19 protein-coding genes are annotated in these 22,333 nt (G+C 61.6%); 11 read left to right on the forward strand and 8 right to left on the reverse strand.

The genetic code is table 11. From position 1 onward, the window contains the following. Positions 1-13 precede the first annotated feature (13 nt). On the reverse strand, positions 14-2,428 hold the full coding sequence (locus JNN07_22040) for a serine/threonine protein kinase (protein MBL9170433.1): 2,415 nt from the start codon (positions 2,426-2,428) through the stop codon (positions 14-16). Continuing rightward, positions 2,421-3,029 carry a sigma-70 family RNA polymerase sigma factor gene (locus tag JNN07_22045; GenBank protein ID MBL9170434.1) on the reverse strand — a complete coding sequence of 203 codons (609 nt, stop codon included), beginning with the start codon at positions 3,027-3,029 and terminating at the stop codon, positions 2,421-2,423. Before JNN07_22045 ends, JNN07_22040 begins: the two co-directional genes overlap by 8 nt. Positions 3,030-3,236: 207 nt before the next feature. On the opposite strand from JNN07_22045, the gene JNN07_22050 reads away from it, so the two are divergent. From JNN07_22050 to JNN07_22080, 7 genes are all read left to right on the forward strand, one after another. After that, positions 3,237-3,989: a sigma-70 family RNA polymerase sigma factor gene (locus JNN07_22050; protein ID MBL9170435.1), complete on the forward strand. Its 753-nt coding sequence runs from the start codon at positions 3,237-3,239 to the stop codon at positions 3,987-3,989. 64 nt (positions 3,990-4,053) lie between these two features. Beyond that, positions 4,054-6,378 (forward strand): protein kinase, encoded by a 2,325-nt coding sequence (locus JNN07_22055; protein MBL9170436.1) that lies wholly within the window; start codon positions 4,054-4,056, stop codon positions 6,376-6,378. A gap of 11 nt (positions 6,379-6,389) precedes the next feature. Then, entirely contained in the window at positions 6,390-8,330 is a 1,941-nt protein-coding gene (locus JNN07_22060; protein MBL9170437.1) for a hypothetical protein, read from the forward strand. A gap of 5 nt (positions 8,331-8,335) precedes the next feature. Further along, positions 8,336-9,166, forward strand: coding sequence for a type II secretion system protein (locus JNN07_22065; protein MBL9170438.1), 831 nt, complete (start codon positions 8,336-8,338; stop codon positions 9,164-9,166). 118 nt (positions 9,167-9,284) lie between these two features. After that, positions 9,285-11,711 carry a phytase gene (locus tag JNN07_22070; protein ID MBL9170439.1) on the forward strand — a complete coding sequence of 809 codons (2,427 nt, stop codon included), beginning with the start codon at positions 9,285-9,287 and terminating at the stop codon, positions 11,709-11,711. 141 nt (positions 11,712-11,852) lie between these two features. After that, complete coding sequence (locus tag JNN07_22075; protein MBL9170440.1) at positions 11,853-12,098, forward strand: zinc ribbon domain-containing protein; 246 nt, start codon at positions 11,853-11,855, stop codon at positions 12,096-12,098. Positions 12,099-12,162: 64 nt separating this feature from the next. After that, on the forward strand, positions 12,163-12,714 hold the full coding sequence (locus JNN07_22080) for an HD domain-containing protein (protein ID MBL9170441.1): 552 nt from the start codon (positions 12,163-12,165) through the stop codon (positions 12,712-12,714). 308 nt (positions 12,715-13,022) lie between these two features. Here JNN07_22080 and JNN07_22085 read toward each other — a convergent pair whose 3' ends face one another. Further along, on the reverse strand, positions 13,023-13,616 hold the full coding sequence (locus tag JNN07_22085; GenBank protein MBL9170442.1) for a lytic transglycosylase domain-containing protein: 594 nt from the start codon (positions 13,614-13,616) through the stop codon (positions 13,023-13,025). A gap of 57 nt (positions 13,617-13,673) precedes the next feature. Further along, positions 13,674-14,093, reverse strand: a complete 420-nt coding sequence (locus JNN07_22090; protein MBL9170443.1) for an Rrf2 family transcriptional regulator — start codon at positions 14,091-14,093, stop codon at positions 13,674-13,676. Positions 14,094-14,243: 150 nt separating this feature from the next. On the opposite strand from JNN07_22090, the gene JNN07_22095 reads away from it, so the two are divergent. From JNN07_22095 to JNN07_22110, 4 genes are all read left to right on the forward strand, one after another. Beyond that, positions 14,244-15,062 carry a tetratricopeptide repeat protein gene (locus tag JNN07_22095; protein MBL9170444.1) on the forward strand — a complete coding sequence of 273 codons (819 nt, stop codon included), beginning with the start codon at positions 14,244-14,246 and terminating at the stop codon, positions 15,060-15,062. Continuing rightward, entirely contained in the window at positions 15,053-15,802 is a 750-nt protein-coding gene (locus tag JNN07_22100) for a TlyA family RNA methyltransferase (GenBank protein ID MBL9170445.1), read from the forward strand. Before JNN07_22095 ends, JNN07_22100 begins: the two co-directional genes overlap by 10 nt. Before the next feature lie 217 nt (positions 15,803-16,019). After that, complete coding sequence (locus JNN07_22105) at positions 16,020-16,670, forward strand: NAD(+)/NADH kinase (protein ID MBL9170446.1); 651 nt, start codon at positions 16,020-16,022, stop codon at positions 16,668-16,670. Positions 16,671-16,740: 70 nt separating this feature from the next. After that, positions 16,741-17,781, forward strand: a complete 1,041-nt coding sequence (locus JNN07_22110) for a LacI family DNA-binding transcriptional regulator (protein MBL9170447.1) — start codon at positions 16,741-16,743, stop codon at positions 17,779-17,781. Positions 17,782-18,074: 293 nt separating this feature from the next. On the opposite strand, the gene JNN07_22115 is transcribed toward JNN07_22110, so the two are convergent. The 4 genes from JNN07_22115 to JNN07_22130 all read right to left on the reverse strand — a co-directional run bounded on the left by JNN07_22115 (position 18,075) and on the right by JNN07_22130 (position 22,314). Then, positions 18,075-19,523, reverse strand: a complete 1,449-nt coding sequence (locus tag JNN07_22115; GenBank protein MBL9170448.1) for a sigma-54-dependent Fis family transcriptional regulator — start codon at positions 19,521-19,523, stop codon at positions 18,075-18,077. A 213-nt stretch (positions 19,524-19,736) separates the two neighbouring features. Next, positions 19,737-20,171 carry a hypothetical protein gene (locus JNN07_22120; GenBank protein ID MBL9170449.1) on the reverse strand — a complete coding sequence of 145 codons (435 nt, stop codon included), beginning with the start codon at positions 20,169-20,171 and terminating at the stop codon, positions 19,737-19,739. Beyond that, positions 20,168-21,577, reverse strand: coding sequence for a tetratricopeptide repeat protein (locus JNN07_22125; protein MBL9170450.1), 1,410 nt, complete (start codon positions 21,575-21,577; stop codon positions 20,168-20,170). Before JNN07_22125 ends, JNN07_22120 begins: the two co-directional genes overlap by 4 nt. After that, entirely contained in the window at positions 21,574-22,314 is a 741-nt protein-coding gene (locus JNN07_22130; protein MBL9170451.1) for a hypothetical protein, read from the reverse strand. The genes JNN07_22125 and JNN07_22130 overlap by 4 nt, the downstream gene beginning before the upstream one ends. Positions 22,315-22,333: the final 19 nt, after the last annotated feature.

A 22,333-nucleotide genomic window follows, 5' to 3' on the forward strand; every position in this document is an offset into this window, starting at 1 on the left:
GAAAGACATGGGTCTACCTCCTTCCGCGGTTGCTCTCACTCCATCGGCGCGCCGTCGTTTCGACGTCTTCCCTCCATGCCTGATAAGCGGGCTCACGACGGAACAACTCATACGGATCGCCTTCGCCGACATGCTGGGGGGCGAAACCAACGAATTGTCGTTCGGATGCCGCTTCGTCGATCTCCACGTCGCTCGCGCTCACGCGCAGGCTCGAGCGAATGCGGGCGTGCTGGAATAATTCCACCTCGGAAAGGGTATGGCTGCCCGGCTTGAGTTGCATCCGCTCATTCCAGACCGATTCGGAATCGATTTGTCGCCCCCGCCGGTCGGCCAGAAAAACGCCCTTGCCGGCGTAGACCACCTTCGTCTCCGTCCAGCGCAGCGCCGCTGGCCATTCCCCCGGGACGTAGTCGGTGAGCCGGAGGAGGGCTCCATCGCTGCGATCGATGAGAGTGCTGTCCCAGATTGCCACGACCCGACTCAAGTTCTTGGCGTCGTCGAGATCGAGCAGGTTGCGGGTTACGATGACGCTGTTCGAGGTGCGGAACTCGGCCTCGCTTCCGGGGTCGGGGCGAAGGGTGTAGGCGCGGTGAATGATAAAGAGGCAGTTCTCGGTGTGGACCTTGATTGGGCCCCTCGGCGCTCCCCAGATGCCGACCGCGCTGCCCTGTCGGGCCAGCACCAGACAGTTTCGCAGCAGCGCGGAGCTGCCGGCGGAAAGGACGATCAGAGGTCGATGCGTCCGGGATCCGTCGTCCGAGGGAACCAGCTTTCCGGCCCGCAACAACATCGTCTCCCCTTGAGACTGAGCCCGGAGCACGCGGCAGTTCAACAGTGAGACCGGGGCACCCTCCGCTGAGATCAGCGGGAAGATGTTGATCCGATTGGAGCGCCGAAGCAGGGTGACTCCCTCAATGGTCAAAGGGGCGTCGGCCAGGATGAACGGTTGGCTTTCGTTGGTCGCCACCAGCACCGGAACATATCGATCGGCGGCCCGCAACGTCATCGACTTTGTGCCCACCCGAAACGAATCAATGACCTTTTCGCCCGAGAACCGCAGCTCGACGGTCTCCCCGTCACGGCAAGCTTGGACCGCATCCGGCAAGGTGGCGAACGTTCCCCATCGGCCCCGGATGAAGAACTCGTGTCCGTTGCGCTCGCAGAGGCGTGCGTTGATGAACGTCGTGCGGCCGGTGAGCTCGAGGCCGGCCAGAGCGGAGCCCGCGACCAGAGACAGGCCGGCCAGCACGGCGGCGGCCCGACCTACCCATACCGCGATTCGACGGCCTGGCTGCAGCACCACGCGCAAGGCATGGGTCACTTCATCGGCAGAGGAGAAACGATCCTCCGGCCTTCGGGCCGCCAACCGATCGATGATCGCGCCCAGATGGGCCGGGATCTCGGGCGCTCGTTCACGAATGGGTTTCCGGTTTCCTTGGGCGGCGAGCTGCAGGACCTCTGCGGAAGAGTCCCCCTCGTAGAGTGTGGTGCCGGCGGCGAGTCGATGCAGCAAGGCGCCCAAGGCGAAGAGATCACTTCGCGCGTCCATCGGTTCACCTCGTGCTTGCTCGGGGGCCATGTAGTGGGGGGTTCCGGCAATCGACCGATGGGTGGGTTCCGAGGCGGGCCCGTGGATAGGTTTGGCCAGCCCGAAGTCCGCGAGGCGCACCCGTTCCAGCCCCTGCTCGAGCAGGACGTTGGAGGGTTTGATATCCCGATGGAGGATGCCGACGGAGTGCATGGCGGCCAGCGCCTGAGCCAGCTGCATTCCCACGCGCGCCACCTGCTCCCAGGTCAGTCGGGGAGTCTTGGTCAAGAGGTCGGCGAGAGTCCCTTCCCCATGGAAGGGCATGACCAGGTAGGACAACCCCTTTTCGGTCCCGGCGTGGTAGACCGTGACGATGTGGTCATGGTGCATGGCGGCCACAGCCCGGGCTTCCGCGAGAAACCGATCGGAAAGCCGGTCTTCTCCCCTTTGGGGATAGAGGACCTTGATGGCCACGGTGCGATGCAGCGTCCGGTCTCGTGCCTTCAACACGAGGCCCATGCCACCGCTGCCTGCCAGGTCGAGGATTTCGTAGCCAGCGAACACTCCGAGTGAACCTGCGGAGAGGGGTGGATCGAGTCGCCGCAAAACCTGGGAGTTCGAAGCGTCGTCGTCGCAACCGCAGGACTGATCTTGGCTTATTACCGCCTGGCGGATGAGCGTGTCGAGAACCGGAGATCCCGGCGGCGCTTGCGCTAGGGGCGAGGCGCTTGGCAGGTCGCCTAGCAGACCCAGCAGCTGGCCCCGGGTCAGGCTTTCCAGCGACTCGGCACAGGACCGGCACCCGTGGAGGTGCAGCTCGATCGACTCCAGGGCGGGTGTGGCGAGGCTGCCGCGAGCAAAGGCCTCGAGTGTTTCTGGGGAAGGACAGGGGTTACTCATGTGCCAAACCCTCGAAGAGAGGGGACCCTTCTTCCACGGTTTGCACGAGCTGTCGTATGCGCAGGGTCACCCGGGAGCGGGCGATGTACAGTGCGTTGAGGGTCAAGCCAAGTTCTTGGGCGACAGTCTCGGCCGTCTCGTCCAGAATGGCGGTTCGCCAGAAGGCATCCCAGGTTTGGGGTTTGAACTCGGTCTGGATTTGTCCGGCCGCCCAACGCACCAGATTGAGCTGGTACTCACGCCGCCAGGTTTCTTCCAGTCGGCTCTCGGCCTCGGTTTCAGCCAGCTGTTGCAGTGTTGTTTCGCCCGCGGGGCGGGGATGTCGTGCCTGGGTGGCGAAAAAGTTGTTCAGTTTGCTGCGGACAACGGTGAACAGCCAGTTGCGAAAGGAGCTGCGCTGCGGGTCGTACTGAAAGCGAGAAATAGCCCCGGCCACCGCCTTCAGCACCTCTTGCGAGACATCGCCGGCATCGGTTTCGGAGAGACCCCGGCCGCGGCAGAACGCGAAGATAAGCGGCGTGTAGATCCCGACAAACTGAGACCATGCCGCTTCATCGCCCGCGTCACGCAGGCGGAGCAGCAAGGAGGGTCGAGTTCGCATCTCCGCAGCCATAACTCTCTATAAGGAAATCGAAGCCAATTGTCACCTCCGCTGTAACTCGCCGCGCCGGCTTCTGTAGTTCCCGGTGTGTCGAACCATTCCTTTGGCGCTTGGCTTTTGTGGGATTACTGGCCATTCTCAGACTGAGCCCATCGTGTGAAGACATAGCGGAGTCACTATAATAACAACCGACTGTCAGGCTAAACCATGTCACAGGAGACCAACCATCGGGAGCCGAGCTGGGATTCGGCGGGAATGTTCCAGACGACGCACTGGAGCGCGGTCCTGGCGGCGGGTCGATCTGAAACCCCGCAGGCGGCCGTCGCCCTGGAGGCGCTTTGCCGGGTGTACTGGTATCCGCTTTATGCTTACGTTCGACGACAGGGCCACAGTGCGCACGATGCTCAGGACCTGACTCAGGAATTCTTTTCGCGTCTCCTGCAGAAGAACTACCTTCAACTGGCGGACCAGGAGCGAGGCCGCTTTCGCTCGTTCCTGCTTAAGTCACTTCAAAATTTTCTCGTTAACGAATGGGTGCGAGGCCAGGCTCAGAAGCGTGGGGGAGGGGCTCCGCTCCTGCCCTTGGACGAGGCGGTTGCCGAGCGGCTCTATCAGCAGGAGTCGACGAACCGCACATCTGCCGAGACCTTGTTCGACAAGCGGTGGGCCATGACCTTGCTCGAGCGGGCACTCCAGCAGTTACAGGCGGACTATGCCGCGGCCGGCAAGGGGGAGCTATTCCAGCAGCTTCAGTCGCTGCTGCTGAACGAGGGCTCCGCGGAATGCTATCGAACCCTCGGTGGCCAGGTCGGGCTGAGCGAGGGTGCGGTGAAGGTAGCCGTTCACCGGCTGCGCCATCGGTTTAAGGAGGCGGTGCGATCCGAGGTCGCCCAGACGGTGGCGACGGCGGGCGAGGTGGATGAGGAGTTGCGCTGCTTGATGACCGCGATGATTGAATAAAAGGGGCAAATGGCTGTAACCGGTCGCTCTTGAATCTGTAGTGGGATGGGAAGCACGACTGTCTATGACGCAGTTTTCTTTAGATGCAATTTCCCGATGTCAGCGCTGCAACGCGTCGCTGGTCGGGCAGTCGGTGGGCGGTTTGTGCGCCAACTGCCTGCTGAAGCTCGCGTTCCAAAGCACTCCATTCGAGTCAGTTGAGCGGCATGGCACGCTCTCCGATCCCGGGGCTCCCCCGCCGGCTGCGGCTGCCGGTGCGGAACCCGTGCGCTCGCGTCCATTTGGGGACTTTGAGTTGCTGGAATTGGTGGGAAGGGGAGGGATGGGGGTGGTTTACAAGGCCTACCAGCGGAGCCTCAAACGAATGGTGGCTCTCAAGATGGTTTCGAATCACCAGGATGCATCCTACGACACGGTCGCGAGGTTTAGCATTGAGGCCGCCGCGACGGCCAAGCTGACTCATCCCAATATCGTGCCCATCTATCAGATCGGCGATCTTGAGGGACAGCCGTTCTTCAGCATGAAGCTGGTCAATGGGACCAGCTTGGCCAGGAGGCGGGCCGATTTCGGGCTGGTGGACTCTGCCAAGAAGAGCATTTCCAAAGAGTCGTCCCGGCAGCGTCAGGAAGTGATCGCCATGCTTCTGGCCAAGGTCGCCCGAGCCGTTCATTACGCGCATCAGCACGGTATTGTTCACCGCGACCTTAAGCCCAACAACATTCTGATCGATGCCGAGGGCGAACCTCATCTGACGGACTTCGGGATCGCCAAGCTCTTGGAGAGCGACGATGCGTTGACCGGCACCAATGATGTTCTGGGCACTCCGGCCTATATGGCTCCCGAGCAGGCCTCCGGCAAAGCGGTCTCGTTCGCGGCCGACATCTACAGTCTGGGAGCCATCCTGTATGAGCTGCTCACGGGGCGAGTGCCGTTTCAGGGTAAGACCCCGCTGGACACCTTGCGGAAGGTAGCCGAGGAGGAACCGTTACCGCCCGTGACGCTGAACGGGGCGGCCGATGTGGAATTGGCGGCCATTTGTCTGAAGTGCTTGGAGAAGGACCGGTCACTCCGCTACGAGTCCGCACTGAGTCTGGCGGAAGATTTGGAACGGTGGACGCGTGGCGAATCGGTGCAGGCCAAGCAAGCGGGGCCGTGGGTGAGGGCCTTCCGGTGGACGCGCCGCAATCCGGTCGGAGCCACCCTGATTGTTACGCTCTGCGCGGGCCTGATGGGAGCATTGGGGCTGTTAACGATGGTCAGTGCGGAGAAGGACAAGACCGCGGCGGTGCTCAAGGATGTTGAACGGGCCGGGCAAACGAATGCACAGCTGCTTTCCCTCACCGTGTCGATGCTCCACGAGCAGCTCGAGGGTTTGTGGCTCAGCACGGATCGTCGAGTTCTCCATATTTCCTCCGAACAATTGGCGGCGCTTTCTGGATTTCCTATAGCGACCGTGGCGAAGGGATCTTCGGTCGAGCGACTCGCTTTTGGGCTGGCCGCAAACGAGAGCCCGGTATCGGACTCTCAGAAGTATTCCTTGCTGCTTGCCCATCTGGAGCGCGAGTTGACGGAGCGGCGAGGGCGGCCGGTTCGAATCGATCTAAAGATCTTCAAGTTCAAAGAGGATCGTACCGCGGCTTTATTGACGAACGGAGTTCACTTTGCTCGCATGGGTGATATCTACTATTTGCGCACCAAGGAGAAGCATCCGGAGTTAGACGCGCTGGTCTTGCCGCGGTCGAAGCTGAAGACCGCAGTCTTTTTTACTCGCACCAACAGCGGCATCAAGAGCTTGGTAGATTTGAAGGGTCGCAGGCTTGCCTTCGGTGACTCGGTCTCAGGCATTACCTTTTGGGGCCAGGCCAAGCTGGCGGAGGCGGGCATTACCGGCTCCGACTTGAAGGAATACGTGTGCCTCGAGAGCCGCTCCGAATTCATCGAGGAAGTTCATGAGTTGGGCTACGAAGCGGCGGTTCGAAGGCGTGGCTGGCTACATAGTACTGCCGATGTGATCGAAGATGTTGTTCGGGGGCGATACGATGCCGGGGTCACCAGTTTGCGTGGGTTTGAAAACCATAAAAACCGAGGGCTTGTTCAGATTGGTGACTCCCACTTTGAGAGGAGCCCAAATCCTTGGGTCGGGAGCCGGCACTTGTCCGTGGAACTGGCCCGGGATCTGACTGCTGTGTTGACCAGGCTCGAGAACGCCCCGTTTCTGCTCCTTGTACCGGGCCGACCGTCAGGGTTCGAGCCGATCACGCCCTTGTCCTTCAGTGCGGTCCGCAAAGCGATGAGTCGGATGGAGGGGCTGTTTCCTCTCATCGATTATTCTTCTGCTGACGCTGGAACTCGCCCGGAGCATCGCCCTCCGCTTCCGTCAGCCAATTAGTGGAGCCAACAATGAAAATCTCCCGAACAATCTGGACCACCTTGGCCTTCGGTGCGGTCTTGTTGCTCCCGGTGAATTACGGTCGCTGCCAACTTGCCATCACGGAAGTGATGGCGTCCGCGTCGACAAACCTGGGCTCCATCAAGGTTCCTCAAGGGCCGGACTTCTGGGAGTTGACCAACTTCGGCAGCGAGCCAGCTGACCTCTCCGACTTCCGGTTTAGTGACAGTGTAGGGCTCACTGATGTCTTTGAGGCTGAAGACCGAGCCATGTTTGCGGGGCTCCAGCTCGGAGCGGGGAGCTCGATTCTCTTTTTTCAGGCAATTACCAACGTTTGCACCAACGCGACTCAGTTCCGCGCCTGGTGGGGGGAGACGAACATTCCGGCGGAGGTTCCGATTATTCCTTACACGCGACGTGGTTTCGGCCGCCTGAAAGATGCGGTTCAGGTCTGGAGAGTGGATGAGTCTGGCACGAATGAAGTGGATCGCGTGGAGCTTCTGGAGGCTCGCTCAGGCTTCAGCCTGGTTTACGATACCAACACCGGTTTCATGGATACGCTGAGCGAGGTTGGAGTCAATCGAGCCATCAAGGCGGCTCAAACGGATGATGTGGGCTCTCCCGGGACGGCCGGCGCAGCGGTGCCCGTGGGCTTTGCGCTTCAGCCTCAGAGCCTGACGGTGGATGCCGGGGCTCCTGCCGTGCTGAACGTTCGAACCCTAGGGCTGCCCCGGCCCCTGGTTCAATGGCAGTTTGAGGGGAGCGACCTTGCGGGCGAAACCAGGGATCGGATCGTCCTCACCAACGCCGAGCCGCAGCAGGCGGGACGCTATACGGCTCGGATCTTCAACGGGCTTACGTCGTCGACCAGCGAGGTGGCGGTGGTCGCGGTCAATACGATCCCCAGCGCACCGACGATTCTCAGCGCTCCCGTGGATCTGGTGGTGACCCCCTGGCAGACCGCCATTTTTCAGATAGCGGTCCGGGGTTACCCCCTGCCGGTCGTTCAATGGCGATTCGAAGGACAAGATATTCCTGGCGAAACCGGTTCTGTGCTTCGCATTCCGCAAGCCGATGAGTTCGTTTCCGGCGTCTACTCCGTGACTGTCTCCAATCAGTTAGGTGTCGCTGTTGCTTCCGCCTCGCTGAGCGTGAGACCCGAGCCCAAGCTGTTCATCACGGAGATGATGGGTGGGCGTTCGACCAACTCGCTGGTGGTGGGCCGATCGGACTGGTGGGAACTCACTAACTTCGACACCGACTCGGTCAACCTTCGAGGGTACCGGTTCGATGACTTTCCCCGTGTGCTCGAGGGCGCCTGGGTTATCACCAATGACCTGGTGGTACGCCCGGGAGAGTCGGTGGTTTTCCTTCAGAATATGACACCGGAATTCTTCACCGAATGGTGGGGCGAAGAGAATTTGCCAGCGGGTCTGCAGTTTGTTCGTTATGCGGGTAACGGGATCAACGCTCACTATGATTCCATCGCGCTGTGGAATCCCACCGCATCGGACGCTGACGACTTTATCACACGGTCTGAGTATGTGCACTTGGATAAAAACTATGTTCCGATCCAGGGATCGAGCCTCAGTTTTTGGTGCGACGGCCGCATCGAGGAAGGGCGGATGAGCCAGGTGGGGGAGTGCGGTGCCATCCGCGCCGCCAAGTCGGCTGATGTGGCGTCTCCCGGCTACTACACCAATCACCCTCCGCGGCAAGTGGCGCCTCGTCTGGTGACCATCCTCCACACGGAAGGCGCGATCCAGCTCACCTACACCGCCCAGGCCGGGACGACTTATGAGTGGCTGGCGAGCGGGGATCTGAGCGCAGGCAAGTGGACGGTGATCGCTCGGCAGACGGCCGCCGGTGATCGGATCGAGTTCAAGGAGTCGACGGCTCGGGGCACGAGCTGGCGGTTTTATACCGCGCGGATCGCCCTTTCATCCCCATGACTTCGATGCCCACCCCCTGCTCCAGAATCGCCCGCCACCACCGCACGCAGGCACTCGCCCAGCGATCTGCGACTTGCTCGTGCCTCGCCTTCACTCTCATCGAATTGCTCGTGGTGGTGGCCGTTATTGGCGTTTTGTCCGCGATGATCCTGCCGGCGCTGGGCAAGGCCAAGGCCACCGCGCGCAAAGCGTCCTGCCTTAGCCAGCTCAAGCAGTGGAACTTCGCCTTGATAATGTTTGCTCACGACAACGAGGACTTCATTCCGCGTGAGAGCTTCATTCCGGGCGGCACCACCATCAATCTCTGGGCCCAAGTGCGCAACCCGCTGGCCCATGATGTGTGGTACAACACCCTTCCCGACTATGCCCACTCACGGCGAGCCTCCGCCTATGCGCCGGAGGCGGTGCGCGCCGACTTCTACAAACCGGGGAATCTGTTCCACTGCCCTAGCGCTACTTTTCCCAAGGGATCTGGCGTCAGTGAGATTGCCTATTTCTCCTATGCCATGAATTCGAAGCTGATCCTGAATCCCTTTCGGAGCATCAAGCTCAGCTCCGTTCTGGAACCGGCGTCCACCGTGACGTTTCTCGATAACCGGCTCGAAAACGATCCCAAGGTCGATGAGAAGCAGGAGAAGGACAATCTCGGTCAACCCAGCGCCTATGCGAGCCGCTTTGTGACGCGCCACGGACAGAGCGGAGTGCTGGCCTTTGCCGACGGTCACGTGGACCAGTTGTCGGGCCCGGAGGTGGTTCACGATGGTTGGGCCGCGTTTCCGCAAACCCGCGTGATCTGGACGGTTGATCCCGGAGTCGATCCGAATCGGACGAATTGAGAGGGCGAGTGTGGGGAGGTGGGGCGGTGTTCCGAGCGAGGTGCCTGTAACCGATGGCCAGCTCGCCTGTAGTAAGGCTCCGGATGCAGGCAATCCCGTCTGCTTCTCAACCATCACCATGAATCCAATTCGATCCCAATTCTCTCTTCTCTGCGGTCTGGCTTCCCTCGCGCTCGGTCTGACAGCCAGCGCCGATCCAGTGCTGCTCAACGAAATCTACGTCAACCCTCCGGGGAACACGCTGCCCCATGAGTTCATCGAGATCAAGGGCCCGCCCCTCCAGTCGCTGGATGGTTACTTTTTGCTGGCTGTCCCTGGCAACGCGGGAGTTTCCGGCCGGGCCGATCTTGTGCTCGATTTGAAGGGCGTGGAACTGGGCGCGAACGGGCTCTTGATCGTCAAGGTCTCGGCCACGAATGGGTTTCTCGTGCCCCCCGCCACGCGCGTGGTGGAGAATCCACGGTTGATTGATACGGCTGTCTCCCCGCTGAATAACAACACGCTCTCGGTCCTGCTCGTGCAGAGCACGACGAGTCCGGTCGAGGGAACTGACTACGACTCCAATGATGACGGGGTCTTTGATGTGGCCCCCCTGGATACCGCGACAATCGTCGATGCGGTGGCGATTCGCCAGCTGCCAGCAGATCCCGTGTATGGCGGGGTTCGGGTTCCCAATGTCGGAAACGATAACCGCCCGGAGGCGGTGGTCCGCCTGGCTGGGGATCTCCGGCCGAATAATCCGGAGGCATGGTTCGCGGGCCGCATGAATGGCTCGGGTCTCACCGTGGCCTTCAATGCCCAGGTGACGCCGAATTATCCCGAGGGGGCCACCCTCACCCCGGGTAAGGACAATGTGGTTTTCAACGCGTTTCGTTTGGTGCAGTCGGGCAGCACCACCTATGTCGATGAGGATGGGGTCCTAGACAGTTATACACTCGCCTTGGGTGCAACACCCGCCGCGGGACAGGTAACGGTCAAGATCGCTGCCGACGCCCAGGTGCTGGTGAGTTTGGATGGCGTGCAGTTCGTTTCAGAAACGAATCTGGTGTTCACCACCGCGAACGCCTTGGTGCCTCAGGTGATCACGGTTCGGGCGATGGACGATGCGCTGGTCGAGTTGGGTCGCCTCCATCCAGGGACCATCAGCCACAGCATCGCGGCCACGGATGATGCGGAAACCTTTCCCGTCACTTTGGCCAGCGTAGGGCTGTTGGTGAACATTTTTGACAATGAGTCTCCGTTCCCGATCGTTTTGCCATCCCAGGAAACCCCCGCCAGCTTTGCCCCTGACGATTGCGATGACGCGGCCTTCTGGATTCACCCTACTGATCCGGCGAAGAGCTTGCTGCTCACCACGAAGAAGCTGGGCGGGGCGGTGGTCTTCGATCCCCTTCTCAACGAAGTGCAGCGCTTCGCGCCTGAAACCAACGGGGCCATCCGCTTGAACAATGTGGATGTGCTCTATGGCTTCCCCCTCAATGGAGGGAAGGTGGATCTGGCGGTCTTCTCGGATCGCATCAATGATACTCTCTACATCTATCGAATCGATGCCAACGTCGTGCGTGATCCGTTGACCCTGATTTCAGCGGATCTCACCACTCACATCTTCCCGGATTCGGTTGTGGCCGGGGATACGGCCTATGGTCTGTGTCTCTACACCAGCGTGCTCACGGGACGGCCCTATGCCTTTGTGAGCCGGAGCGCCAAAGGCGAGGTGGCTCAGCTGGAGTTGTATGATGCGGGAGGTGGGAAGGTAGGGTGGCGCGCTGTTCGCCGCATTCAGTTGCCGGAGAACATTCAGGCGGAGGGCATTGTCGCTGACCAGGAGTTGGGCTGGGTCTACTTTGCGCAGGAGAAGGTTGGCCTGTGGAAATATTCGGCGGAGCCCACCCGGGGCGGTCTGGGGGGGACACTCGTGCAGAAGATCAAGCCGGCCGGGGCGATTCTCTCCACGGACATCGAGGGGCTCTGCATCTACTATGGCGCCAATGGTGGAGGCTACCTGGTGGTTTCGAGCCAGGGTGACAACAACTTCGCGGTATTCTCGCGCGATCCCGCGAATACCTACTTGGGTAGTTTCGCCATCGGTGCCAACCAGGCACTCGGTATCGACCAAGTCACCACCTGCGATGGCGCGGAGGTATGTCCCATTGCGTTGCCTGGCTATCCGCAGGGAGTGCTTATCGTTCAGGACGGCGAGAATGACGGCTCAGTGAGTGTTCGGAACACCAACTTTAAACTCGTCCCGTGGGAGAGTGTTGCGCGGGTCTTCCTCCCGGTCCTGGATGTGACTCCCGCAGCGTATGATCCTCGTCGGCCGACCAGTCGGATTCAACCGCGGTTTGATCAGGTGACTCGACTCGAAAATGGCGATCTTCAAATCGCACTTAGCGGAGCTTTGGGATCGGTCCATCGCTTGGAGTCCTCCGAGGATCTCAGCCGCTGGGATCTGGTCGACACCTTGGAATTCACCACCCCGATGGTGGAGCCGGTAGTTCGCGTGCCCGCGGGTGCGCGCAAGTTCTACCGCTTGGTCGCGCCCTAATCGCTTCGTGAGGCAGGCAGGACACTTTCGTCGGCCTGGCGAACGGGGGCGGCGAGAACTCGAATCACCTGCCCGTTGACGAGCGTTCCCTATCTTGTAACCTGTTGTTGGCGTTGACCCGAGGTCAACGCCAACAAACTTATGGCTACTTACGTTTACGAAACCATTCCGCAGAAACCCGGGCAGAAGGTCCGTCACCTCGAGATCAAGCAGAGCATGAAGGATGAACCGCTGACCCAGCATCCCGAAACCGGTGAGCCCATCCGCCGGGTCATTTCGGGTGGGTTCGGGACTCTGAGCAAGGCGGAAGGCAAGTCGGTGGGCTCCACCGCCCGCTCCGGACATGGTGGCGCCTGCGGCTGCGGAGCCGGCGGTTGCCGAAATTAGCACCCTCGGTTCGTCGCAAAATCTTGGCTTGTCGTGGCTCTCGGGAGCGGGGAAGATGGCTATTATGCAACCTAGTGAAGTTGTCTCCGAGATTTTCGATGTCTTCCATGAGCATGGGGACGGGATGTATGGAGAGCGCGTGACGGAGCAGCAGCACGCCCTGCAGTGTGCTGCCTTGGCGCAGAAGGCCGGGGAGCCGCCGGCCCTGATCGCCGCCTGTTTGCTTCACGATTACGGTCACTTGGTTCATGGGTTGGGCGAAGATATCGCCGATCGAGGAGTCGATGCTCGCCACGAGCGAGTCGGAGCCAACCGTCTGGAGGCTTGGTTCCCTGCCGCCGTCGTTGAACCGGTGCGGCATCACGCGACCGCTAAGCGCTATCTCTGTTGGAAAGATCGCCAATATTTCCAGGGGCTGTCGGCCGCCTCCCAGAAAAGCCTGGCTTTGCAGGGCGGACCGATGACCGAATCCGAGGCTCGGGATTTTGAGGCGCATCCGCACTTCGCCAGCGCGGTGAAGCTCCGTCAGTATGACGATCAGGCAAAGGTGCCGGGCATGATCACTCCCGCGTTGGAGGACTTCCGCGACCTGTTGGAATCTCTGGTTCGGTTCTAGCATCCTGTCGGACTTTCCCCCACCGGAGGTGAGACTGTCTTTGAACCTCATCTGTGCTAAAGAATGACGTAGGAAATGTCGCGACAGGCTGCTAGATGTTTTTCCTGCGGAAAAGAGCCGATCCGTTGAAGGTTTTCTTGAACATAGGGCGGGGCAAGGGCGTCGGGTTTTGCATGGATCCCCGCTTCGTCACTACCCCGACTCCGAGTCGGGGTGATTGCTAGCAGGCCGAAGCCAAGAAAGCCCTGGAACCAAGGAGTAGCCCTGGCGGGCACCCTGCAGAACGATATTCTAAGTCCGACGGCCTGCTAGCGTTTGGACTTGGGGGGGAAGGTTTCGCGGTAGCGCACGTAGCGCTCGGAGACTCTCACCACATAGTCGCGGGTGCTGGGAAAGCCGATCGCTTGGATGAAGGCGGCGCTGTTGGTGGCTGCCGCACCCTTGGCCCACTTGAGCACGTTGGCTCTGCCCGCATTGTAGTCGGCCAAGGCGTAGGGCAGGGGATTGTCGGTGTTCTTGTAGCGTTGGGACACTTTGCGCAGATACCAGGTCCCGGCGCGGGTGTTCATGGAGGGATCCAGCATCTGACGTTCGAAGTGCAGGGCCACGCGCTCGGCGCGTGCCCACTCATCAGCGGTGCCGGGCATGAGCTGCATCAGCCCCAGCTCTCCCTTGGATCCGCGGGCATTGGGATCGAACCCGCTCTCCCGCCAGACCACGGCTTTGATGAGCGCGGGATGGACCTGATAGCGCGAGGCTGCCGCCAGGATAAAGGCGTCCTGACTGGATTCCTTCCAGCCCCGGTAGCGTTCCCACAAAGTGAGCACCCCGCCCGCGAGGATGAGCAGGAAAACGCCGACTCGCAGGCGTCGAGACCGGCGGGATGACTCGGAAGGCTTCACCACAGTTATAAACGCCGGGAAGGTCAGACGGTTTTGCGGCTGCTGGCCCGGGCCCGGCTAGATGTAATACATTCTCTGCTTGGCACTGCTTTGCTCCGCCAGGCTCTGGAAGTTGATGGAGTCGGCGGCCTGGTCGACGGTATCCTGGAGCTTTTTCCAAGCCTCGCGCAGTTCGCTGGGGCATTGGGCATCCGTCAAGGCGGAGGTATCGAACAAGGGGCCGTGCACCGTGCGCAGGACCTCGCCCAGGGTAATCTCCCCTGGCGGCCGGGCCAGCAAATAGCCCCCCTCCTTGCCGCGCACACTGCGAACGATGTTGCGGGACTTTAGATCGATGAGGATTTGAACCAGGTAGTTGGCGGGCACGCCATTGGCTTTGGCCAGTTCGTCGACCTTCATGGCCTTCTCCTCGCCATAGTGCCGCGCCAGGCTGAGCACGGCTCGGGCCGCGTAGTCGCTTTTGACCGATAGTTTCACCAGGTGGAGATAATCAGGGGTTGAGGCCTGGGACAAGAAGGGATTGCAGCTAGATATTTTTCCTGCGGCAAAGAGCTGATCCACTGAATCGGGCCAGAGCCAAGCCTTGCTTCCTCGGGTGCTCTCAGGATAAAAACTCCGCTCGTCGAAATGGTTATCTGTCAAACCAATCGGGCCGCCTTCTCCTTTCTTGTGGGGATGGTGGCTCTCTGTTTTCTGGCTATCGGCCTGCGAGCGGCGTCAGTGGACGTTTCGGTGGCCTTTGACGAGGCCAACCGACTTTACGAACAGGGGCGGTTTGGTGCGGCTGCCGATGCCTATGAGTCCCTGCTTCAGGCTGGGCAGACCACGCCGGCGGTGTTGCACAACTTGGGAAATGCCCGGTTCAGAAACGGCGAGATCGGACGCTCCATCCAGGCGTTCTTGCAGGCCGGGCGCCTGGCGCCACGCGATTCCGGCATCCAGTCGAATCTCCAGTTTGCCCGTCGGGCGGTCAAAGGGGCAGAGGAGTCGTCGGTTTCCTGGCCCCGGCGGTTGGTGGGCCGTCTGAGCGCGAACGAATGGGCTTGGCTGGCCTCGGGTTGTGGCTGGCTCTTCTTTCTGCTGCTTGCCGCACGTGAGTGGCGTCCGGCACTGCGTAGCCGAGTCGGGCCCTGGTTGCAGACCTCGGGTGTCTGCCTGGCCATCGCGGGTGTCGGCTTCTGGGTGGTCAGTGAGTCCGAGAGCCGCGCGATCGGCGTGGTGGTGGTCAAGGAAGCGCCGGTCCGTTTCACGCCTCTGGATGAGTCTCCGGTGTCCTTTGCGGCGGTCGATGGTCTGGAATTGGTGATTTTGGGACATAAGCCCGGCGTTTCCGGGCAGGGGGAATGGGTTGAGGTGCGGGATGCGGCGCAACGTTCCGGGTGGATCAAGCGCGGTGCGCTAGGACTGGTGACGGAGGAGCCGGTGACAACGGGTCCATCCAGATGAAGCGACTGGACCAAGCACTCGTGGAGCAGGGCCTGTGCGAGAGTCGGGAGAAGGCGAAGCGGGCGATATTGGCCGGCGACGTGCGCGTGAATGGCCAGGTGGCGCAGAAGGCGAGCGACTCGGTGCGGCCGGGCGATGAACTGGGCTTGGCGGCGCGTGAGCGCTACGTCAGTCGGGGCGGTCTCAAGCTGGAGCACGCCCTGAAGCACTTTGGCGTCGAAGTCCAGGGCAAGCGGGCGGTGGATCTGGGAGCTTCGACCGGAGGGTTCACCGATTGTCTGCTGCAAGCCGGCGCCAGCCAGGTTTACGCGGTGGATGTGGGGCAGGGCCAGCTGGCTTGGAAGCTCCGCCAGGACCCCCGAGTCGTGGTGATGGAGCGGACGAACGCCCGGTCGTTGAGTCCGGCCGGGTTCCCCGCTGGGTTCCAGCACGTGCCGCTCATTGTCATCGACTGTGCCTTCATCTCCCTTCGCCAGATCCTTCCGTCCGCGATTTCCCTGCTTGACCTAGGGGGGCTGATCGTGGCGTTGATCAAGCCGCAATTTGAAGCCGGAAAGTCCGAGGTGGACAAGGGTGCCGGCGTGATTCTGGATCCGCTGGTCCATGAGCGGGTAGTCCAGGAGATCCGGGACTTTGTGGTCCAGGAGCTGAAGGCTGTCTGGCGTGGCGTCGTGGAGTCGCCCTTGGTGGGGCCGGCGGGGAACAAAGAATTTTTGGCACTGATTGAAAAAGCGGCTTGAACCCATTCGCACGGTCGGTCTGACGGCCAACTCGCAGAAGCCGCTCAGCCGCGCCCTGGTTCAGCGCACGGCTCGGCTGGTGCTTAAGAGCGGGCGAGCCCTCCTGTGCGATGCCGCGACGGCTCAGTTGGCCGGGCTCTCCTGCACCCAGTTTGCAGACACTCGCGGCTTGGCGGGTGAGGTGGACCTCCTGTTGGTGTTCGGTGGGGACGGGACCATGCTTCGGGTGGCTCGCGACACCGCCGGCATTCCCACTCCCATCCTCGGGGTGAAGGTGGGGGGGCTCGGGTTTCTGACCGCCGTCCAGACCCATCAGCTTCCCGCGGCCTTGGAAAAGGTCTGGACTGGCCACTACTCGCTGGAAACCCGGCCCTTGATTGAGGCCCGCATCGAAGGCCGCACCAAGTCCCCGGCTCAGGTGGCGCTCAACGATTTTGTGCTGGGCCGCGGAGATGTCTTCCGGCTGATCGAGTTGGGCGTCAGCGTGGACGAGGAGTTTCTGACCCGCTACCGCTGCGATGGTTTGATTGTCAGCTCGCCCACGGGGTCGACCGCCTACTCGCTGGCGGCGGGTGGGGCGATCGTCAGTCCGAAGGCGGATGTGATGACCCTCACGCCGATCTGTCCGCACACGCTGTCCAACCGTTCCATCATTGTCGACTCCCACTCGCTGGTGAAAGTCGCGGTGCTGAGTCGGACCGTCCAGACCATTCTGACCGCCGACGGTCAAGTGCAGACCCCGCTGAAACCGGGGGAGGTCGTGCAGATCAGCCAGAGCCGGCATTCAGTGCGGCTGCTTCGTCTGGAGGGCAGCGCGTTTTTTGCGACGCTTCGGCAGAAGTTGAACTGGAACGGGAGCAGTGTTTGAGCCGCGTGAACCTTGGAAACCGAACGCGCATCTATCGAAATCGAAGTCACCTTAGCTACTGAATCACATCATGCTTCGCCTCAAAGATATTGCTGAGCGCGCCGGGGTATCGATCATGACCGTGTCGAAATCGCTGCGGGATGCGCCTGACATCTCGGCGGCGACGCGTGAGCGCATCAAGAAGCTGGCGTCGGACATGGGCTATGTGCCCAACTCCGCCGCCCAGGGATTGCGCAACCGCACCACCCGTCTCCTGGGACTCATCATTCCGGCGGCGACCAATCCCATCTACGCGCGGATCACCATGGCGATTGAAGAGCAGGCGTATGCTCGGGGCTATGACGTGGTCTTTGCCCACTCCCTGAATCAGCCGGACCGGGAGGAGGTCTGCATTCAACGCATGTTGGCCCGGCGGGTCGACGGCGTGTTCATCAGCCCGGTCTATCGCATGGAGACCGAGTCGCCGGCCTACCGCGAGCTGTGGAACCGGCGGGTTCCGACGGTGTTGCTGGGGCATCGTGCTCCGTTTTGCGCCAACTTTGCGTCGGTGGAGACGGAAGATATTCTCGCGAGCTACCGGGTGACTCGACACTTGCTTCAGCTTGGTCATCGTCGGATTGCCTTCTTGGCAGGTCCGAGCAGCTCGCCGACCAGCCACGAACGGCTCGAGGGCTACCGCCGAGCGGTGCGCGAGCTGGGGCTTCAGGTGGAGGATTCGCTGATCTTTCAGGCGGGCAGTACCATTGACGAGGGCGAGAAGGCGGCCGCCCAGATGGCGGGCGAGAAGTGCGGCGCCACCGCCATCCAGGCCGTCAACGACATGGTGGCCATCGGAGCTGGAACGTTCTTTCTGCAGCAGGGGCTCCGCATCCCGCAGGATTTTTCGATCGCCGGGTTTGGCAACATTCTCGTCAGTGAACATTTTCGCGTCCCGCTAACCACCATTCGCCAGCCCAAGTTCCGGCTGGGAGTGGCGGCGGTGGAAACGATGTTTCGACTTCTGGATGGCGAGATGCCTCCGGTCAAGCGCTTGGCTGGCGACCTGGTGGTGCGGGAAAGCACCGGCGCTCCTCCGGCCGTTTCGGCCTTTGGCGTGCGCGAGCAAGTGTGAACCGGGGGGGTGGGGTAGGTGTCAGGTGTCCGGTGTCAGGCGCCCGTAATCGTAATCGTAATCGCTCCCTCGCTCCGCGGAGGTCTCCCCATTTTCTCACACAGAGGTCGCAGAGATCACACAGGGGGGGGGACTCGGATTGCACATTACGAACTGTTCATTGCTTACGTCCGCTGCGCTCGGGGAATTGTCCGTGGACGGACAACCCTACAGTTGTAGCGTGGGCCGTCTCGGCCCATTCCCATGTCCCCAATCGCAAATCCAAAATCTAAAATCTAAAATCCAAAATCGACTCACGCGGCTTCTGAGACTGCGTCTTCCAGATCTCGGGTGATCATGGCTTCGCGGTAGCCGGCTTGCCGATACTCGCTCAGCTTGTTGCGCAGAGTGCGTAGGCTGATCCCGATCATCTTGGCCGCGTGCGTACGATTGTTGTTGCAGCGCTTGAGGGCGGCAAAGATGAGGTCTTTTTCCAGCTGATCCAGGGTTGGAAGCGTGTCTAGTTCCTGCAGAGGCTGGGTGCCTCGCGATCGCTCGGGCAGCTCTTCGCTGGCGATCACCACATGGCTGGTGGATCGGGTGAGCCCCAGGTGTTCGGGTGTCAGGGTTTCCTCGCCGGCGGCGAAGATGACCGCGCGCTGCAGGACGTTCTCCAGCTCGCGGACATTCCCCGGCCAATGATGGCTCATGAGCGCATCCAAACACTGGCTGCCCAACATCGGGGACGGGATGCCCAGGCGGCGGGCGCTCTGATCAACAAAGCGCTGGGAGAGCTGTGGAATGTCCTGCATGCGGCGTCGCAGCGGCGGGATGTACACGGGAACCACGTTCAATCGGAAGTAGAGGTCTTCGCGAAATTCTTTGCGGGCGATGCTCTCCTCCAGATTTCGGTTGGTGGTGGCGATTACGCGGACATCGACCGGGATGGTTTTGCTGCCCCCGACGCGCTCAAGCTCCCGCTCCTGGAGCACGCGCAACAGCTTCGCTTGGACTTGCGGCAGCACCTCGCTGACCTCGTCGAGCAGGATGGTCCCGCCATTGGCCAGTTCGAAGCGTCCCTCGCGGCGCGCGACCGCTCCGGTGAAGGCGCCTTTTTCGTGTCCGAAAAACTCGCTCTCGATCAGGTTTTCGGGCACGGCGGCGCAGTTCACCCGGATGTAGGCGGCGTTGCGCCTCAGGCTGTGCCGGAAGATCTCGCGCGCCACCAGCTCCTTGCCCGTGCCGCTTTCCCCTTGGATCAGCACGGTGGCATCCGTGGGACCCACTTTGGCGATGAGCGAATGCACTTCCTGCATCGCGGTGCTATCGCCGATCAAGGCGCTCAGGGTTTCGTCGGTGGGCGTCTGGCTGAGGAAGCGGTTGACCTTCACCAGCTGCGTGTATTCGGCCGCCTTGCACAGGCAGACCTCGACCTGCTGCGGAGTGAAGGGTTTGAGCAGATAGTCGAACGCGCCCTGCTTCATGCAATCCATGGCGCTTTCTACGGTTCCGTAGCCGGAAATGATGATGACCAGCGGCTTGTTGGTTCGGTGACGGCAAAAGTCGAGCAGGTCGGTTCCTTCGCCATCGGGCAGCCGGACATCGGCGATGACGACGTCGTAGTTGTCCTTGAGGAGGCATTCCCGTGCGGTCGCCAGGGTGGGGACGGCGGTCACTTCATAGTGGCATTGTTTCAGTTGGATCTCGAGGGTCTTTCGGAGGACCTGATCATCTTCCAGCAGCAATACTTTCTCGATAAGCATGAGAACGGATCTTTTGGGAGCTTGGCTCCCGTTACCTTACGTCGCCGTCGGTACGCCACAAGATGGCAGAGTGAAGCCGGACGGTTTCAGCATCACCTGCGACTCCATTCAGTGTGCCTCGCCCTCCGAGTTGGCGGGATCCTAGAAAGCCCTTTCCTTGGGCAGCTTCTGCGCCTTCCGCGAGAAGCCACAGAACTATTCGGCAGAAGTTGCCTAAACTTGAGGGGGATTCTGTTGATGGCGCCGATACAAATCGGCGACGTAGTTCGGCTGCGCCGGGGATTGGACCTTGGCCAGGTGCCGAGACGGAATGCTGCCGGCCCTAAGCAGCCGCTGCTCGTTCTCGCGATCCCGCAAAATCACGCGCATCAGCAGATCCTGCGTGCTGCGGAGCGCCACGGTCACTTCGGGGTGGTTCGTTCGGTCGTGGGGACCCCGCTGTTGCCAGGCCATCCGATGCTGGCGGAGCGATTGGAGAGCGGTGGCCAGCTGCGGCAGGAGTCGCTGTTTGGCCTCCGTCGTGTGCTTGGGCAGTCCCGGCTCCCCCTGTGCGAGCAGTGAGGCCTCCTGCTCCACCAGATCGAGGATTTGGCGTCCGAGGGCTTGGTAGCTCTCCAGGGTGGTCAACAGCGGCAAGTTTGGACTCATGGTTCCCGGGGAGCAGGAGGGGTACCAGTTGGCGCAGCGGCGCCCGGGGTTTTCGGTTTGGTGCCGCTGTTGAAGAAGGCGTTCGTGCGCTCCGCTTGGCCGGTCCATTGCAGTTGGTCGGCTCTCCATTTCGCCATGCCGACCACGGGACGCAGGGCGGAGGTCAGGTTGGTGGTGCCCTCGCCGGCTCTGAGGATCAGTTGCCGGTAGGCTTGTTCCGCCTTGGACGTTTGAGCGAGCTTCTCATAGACGAGTCCGATTTGGTAGAGCAGGGGAAGCTGCCAGTCGAGGCGTCCGCTCAGCGGGAGCAGGCCTTCGTAAACGTCCAGGGCGTTGAGATAGTCGCCTTCCTGGTAGAGCTGGTTGGCGATTTCGTTGCCGGCTCGCTGCTGCCAGTAAATCCAGGTCGCCCGGTTGGTTTTGCTCAAGCTCTGCTGGGAGACCAGCAGCTGGCTGACCTCCTGGAGCGCGTCCCGGTTTCGCCCCATGCGCTTCAGCGCGTTGGCCAGGAGAAACCGGACCTCGGGATTTTCGGGTGACGTTGGATAGAGCCGCAGGAACTCCCGTGCCGCGGCCTCCAGGTCCCGGTCGTTGCCCATCCGTTCCCGGCATTGGACGAGGCGGTAATGAATCTGGGAGCGGTGGAGCCGGGCCGCTTCCTGCTTCAGCAATCGTTGGAAAAAGTCGATGGCGTCCTCGTATTTTCCCTGCAGGAAGTAGGTCTCGGCGATTTCGGTCTGGGCTTGGAGCACCACATGGCGATAGGTCTCCAGATTCCCTTCCTTCAGTTTGAGCGCACTGCTCCCCACGGAATAGAATTTGGCGAGAGCGAGCGTCGGGGTCCCCATTTCACGGTACATGAGCCCCTGGCGCAGGAGGACCTCCGGACAGGTGGGCGAGTCCGAGAACGTTTTGAGGAACTGGTTGTAGATCTGCTGAGCGCGGGAGAATTCCTTCTCCTGCTCGGCCAGCAGGCCCAGTTCGAGCAGGGCAACCTGCTGGATCTCCGGCGGGGCGGATTCTTCGAGGATGGGGACCAGAGTGGCCCGGGCCGCGTCGGCCTTTCCTTCAAGACGATGTTTGCGACCCGCCTCCAGCTGAGTGATCAAGCGGTCGTAGCGCTCCTGCTCCTTGGTCTCACCATGCTTTTCGGTCGCGGGTTTGGTGATGAACTCCGAGGAGGGGACCAGGCTGGTGGGCCGATGCGGTTTCGCTGGCTCCGGTGCGCTGGCTGGTTGGGCCGCCGGCGCGGTGGCATTTGTTTCAGCGTGATCCTCGTTGGCCGCGAGGTTCCCGATGATGGCTTGGCAGCAGAGCAGGACGGTGGCCCAGTGGCGGCTCGCGAGCCGGCGGGCCTGGGCGGGCCTGGGACACCAGCGGCGATCTTTTCGCGGAGGGCGGCTCATGGCTTGGGAACAAGTTGGTAAGTGGCCGTGCTCGACGGCAGAGTGGTCATCGGCTGGGGAGGCACGAACTCGACCGGCACCAAGATCTCAGGCATGGCCTCCAAGGCGCCGGAGTTTTCGGTCGGAGTGGCCGAGAGAGGGTCGTTTGGGCGGCGCTTGAAAAATCGGACCAGCATCTGCGGAGTGATGGCAACCCGTCCGGACGGGTCGAAGGAACGGATGCCCACCGGTTCGGACGCGGCGCGAAATTCCACGATGGGCGTGGGGTTTTGCTTGGCCGGTTCGGGTTGTTCCGTCGGCGGTGCCTGATCCGGTTTGGCCGCTGGCTTGGCGGCATTCTCCGGCGGGGTGGCGGCGGTGTCCCCCGCGGGCGGCGGCGGTGGGCCATAGGGCTCGGGCGGCAGTGGCTCCTCGGCGGCAGCAGGCTTGGCGGGAATGGGCTTCTCGCCGGGATTGGCGGTGGTGGCAGCGGGAGCGGCTGATTCCGGTTTGGAGGGGGCAGCAGCGTTCTGAGCGCGGGGATTAGGCTGTGGATTCGAGGGCTGCGCACCCGGGCTGTTCAGCCTGAGGGGCGGCGGACCAACCCGGCTCAGGTACCCCTCCCCGGCGCTCAGCACGGCTGGAGTCGCGACGCCCAGCGCGGCGGCCAGAAGCCCCCCGAGCGCCCACCGTGGCAGCCACTGCGATCGAAGCTCGGAGTGGTGAATGGGCCGAAAAGGTAAGGGGGTTGTGAACATCGGGCCTTTAGCGAGTTGG

The sequence above is a fragment of the Verrucomicrobiales bacterium genome (assembly GCA_016793885.1).
GTDB lineage: Bacteria > Verrucomicrobiota > Verrucomicrobiia > Limisphaerales > UBA11320 > UBA11320.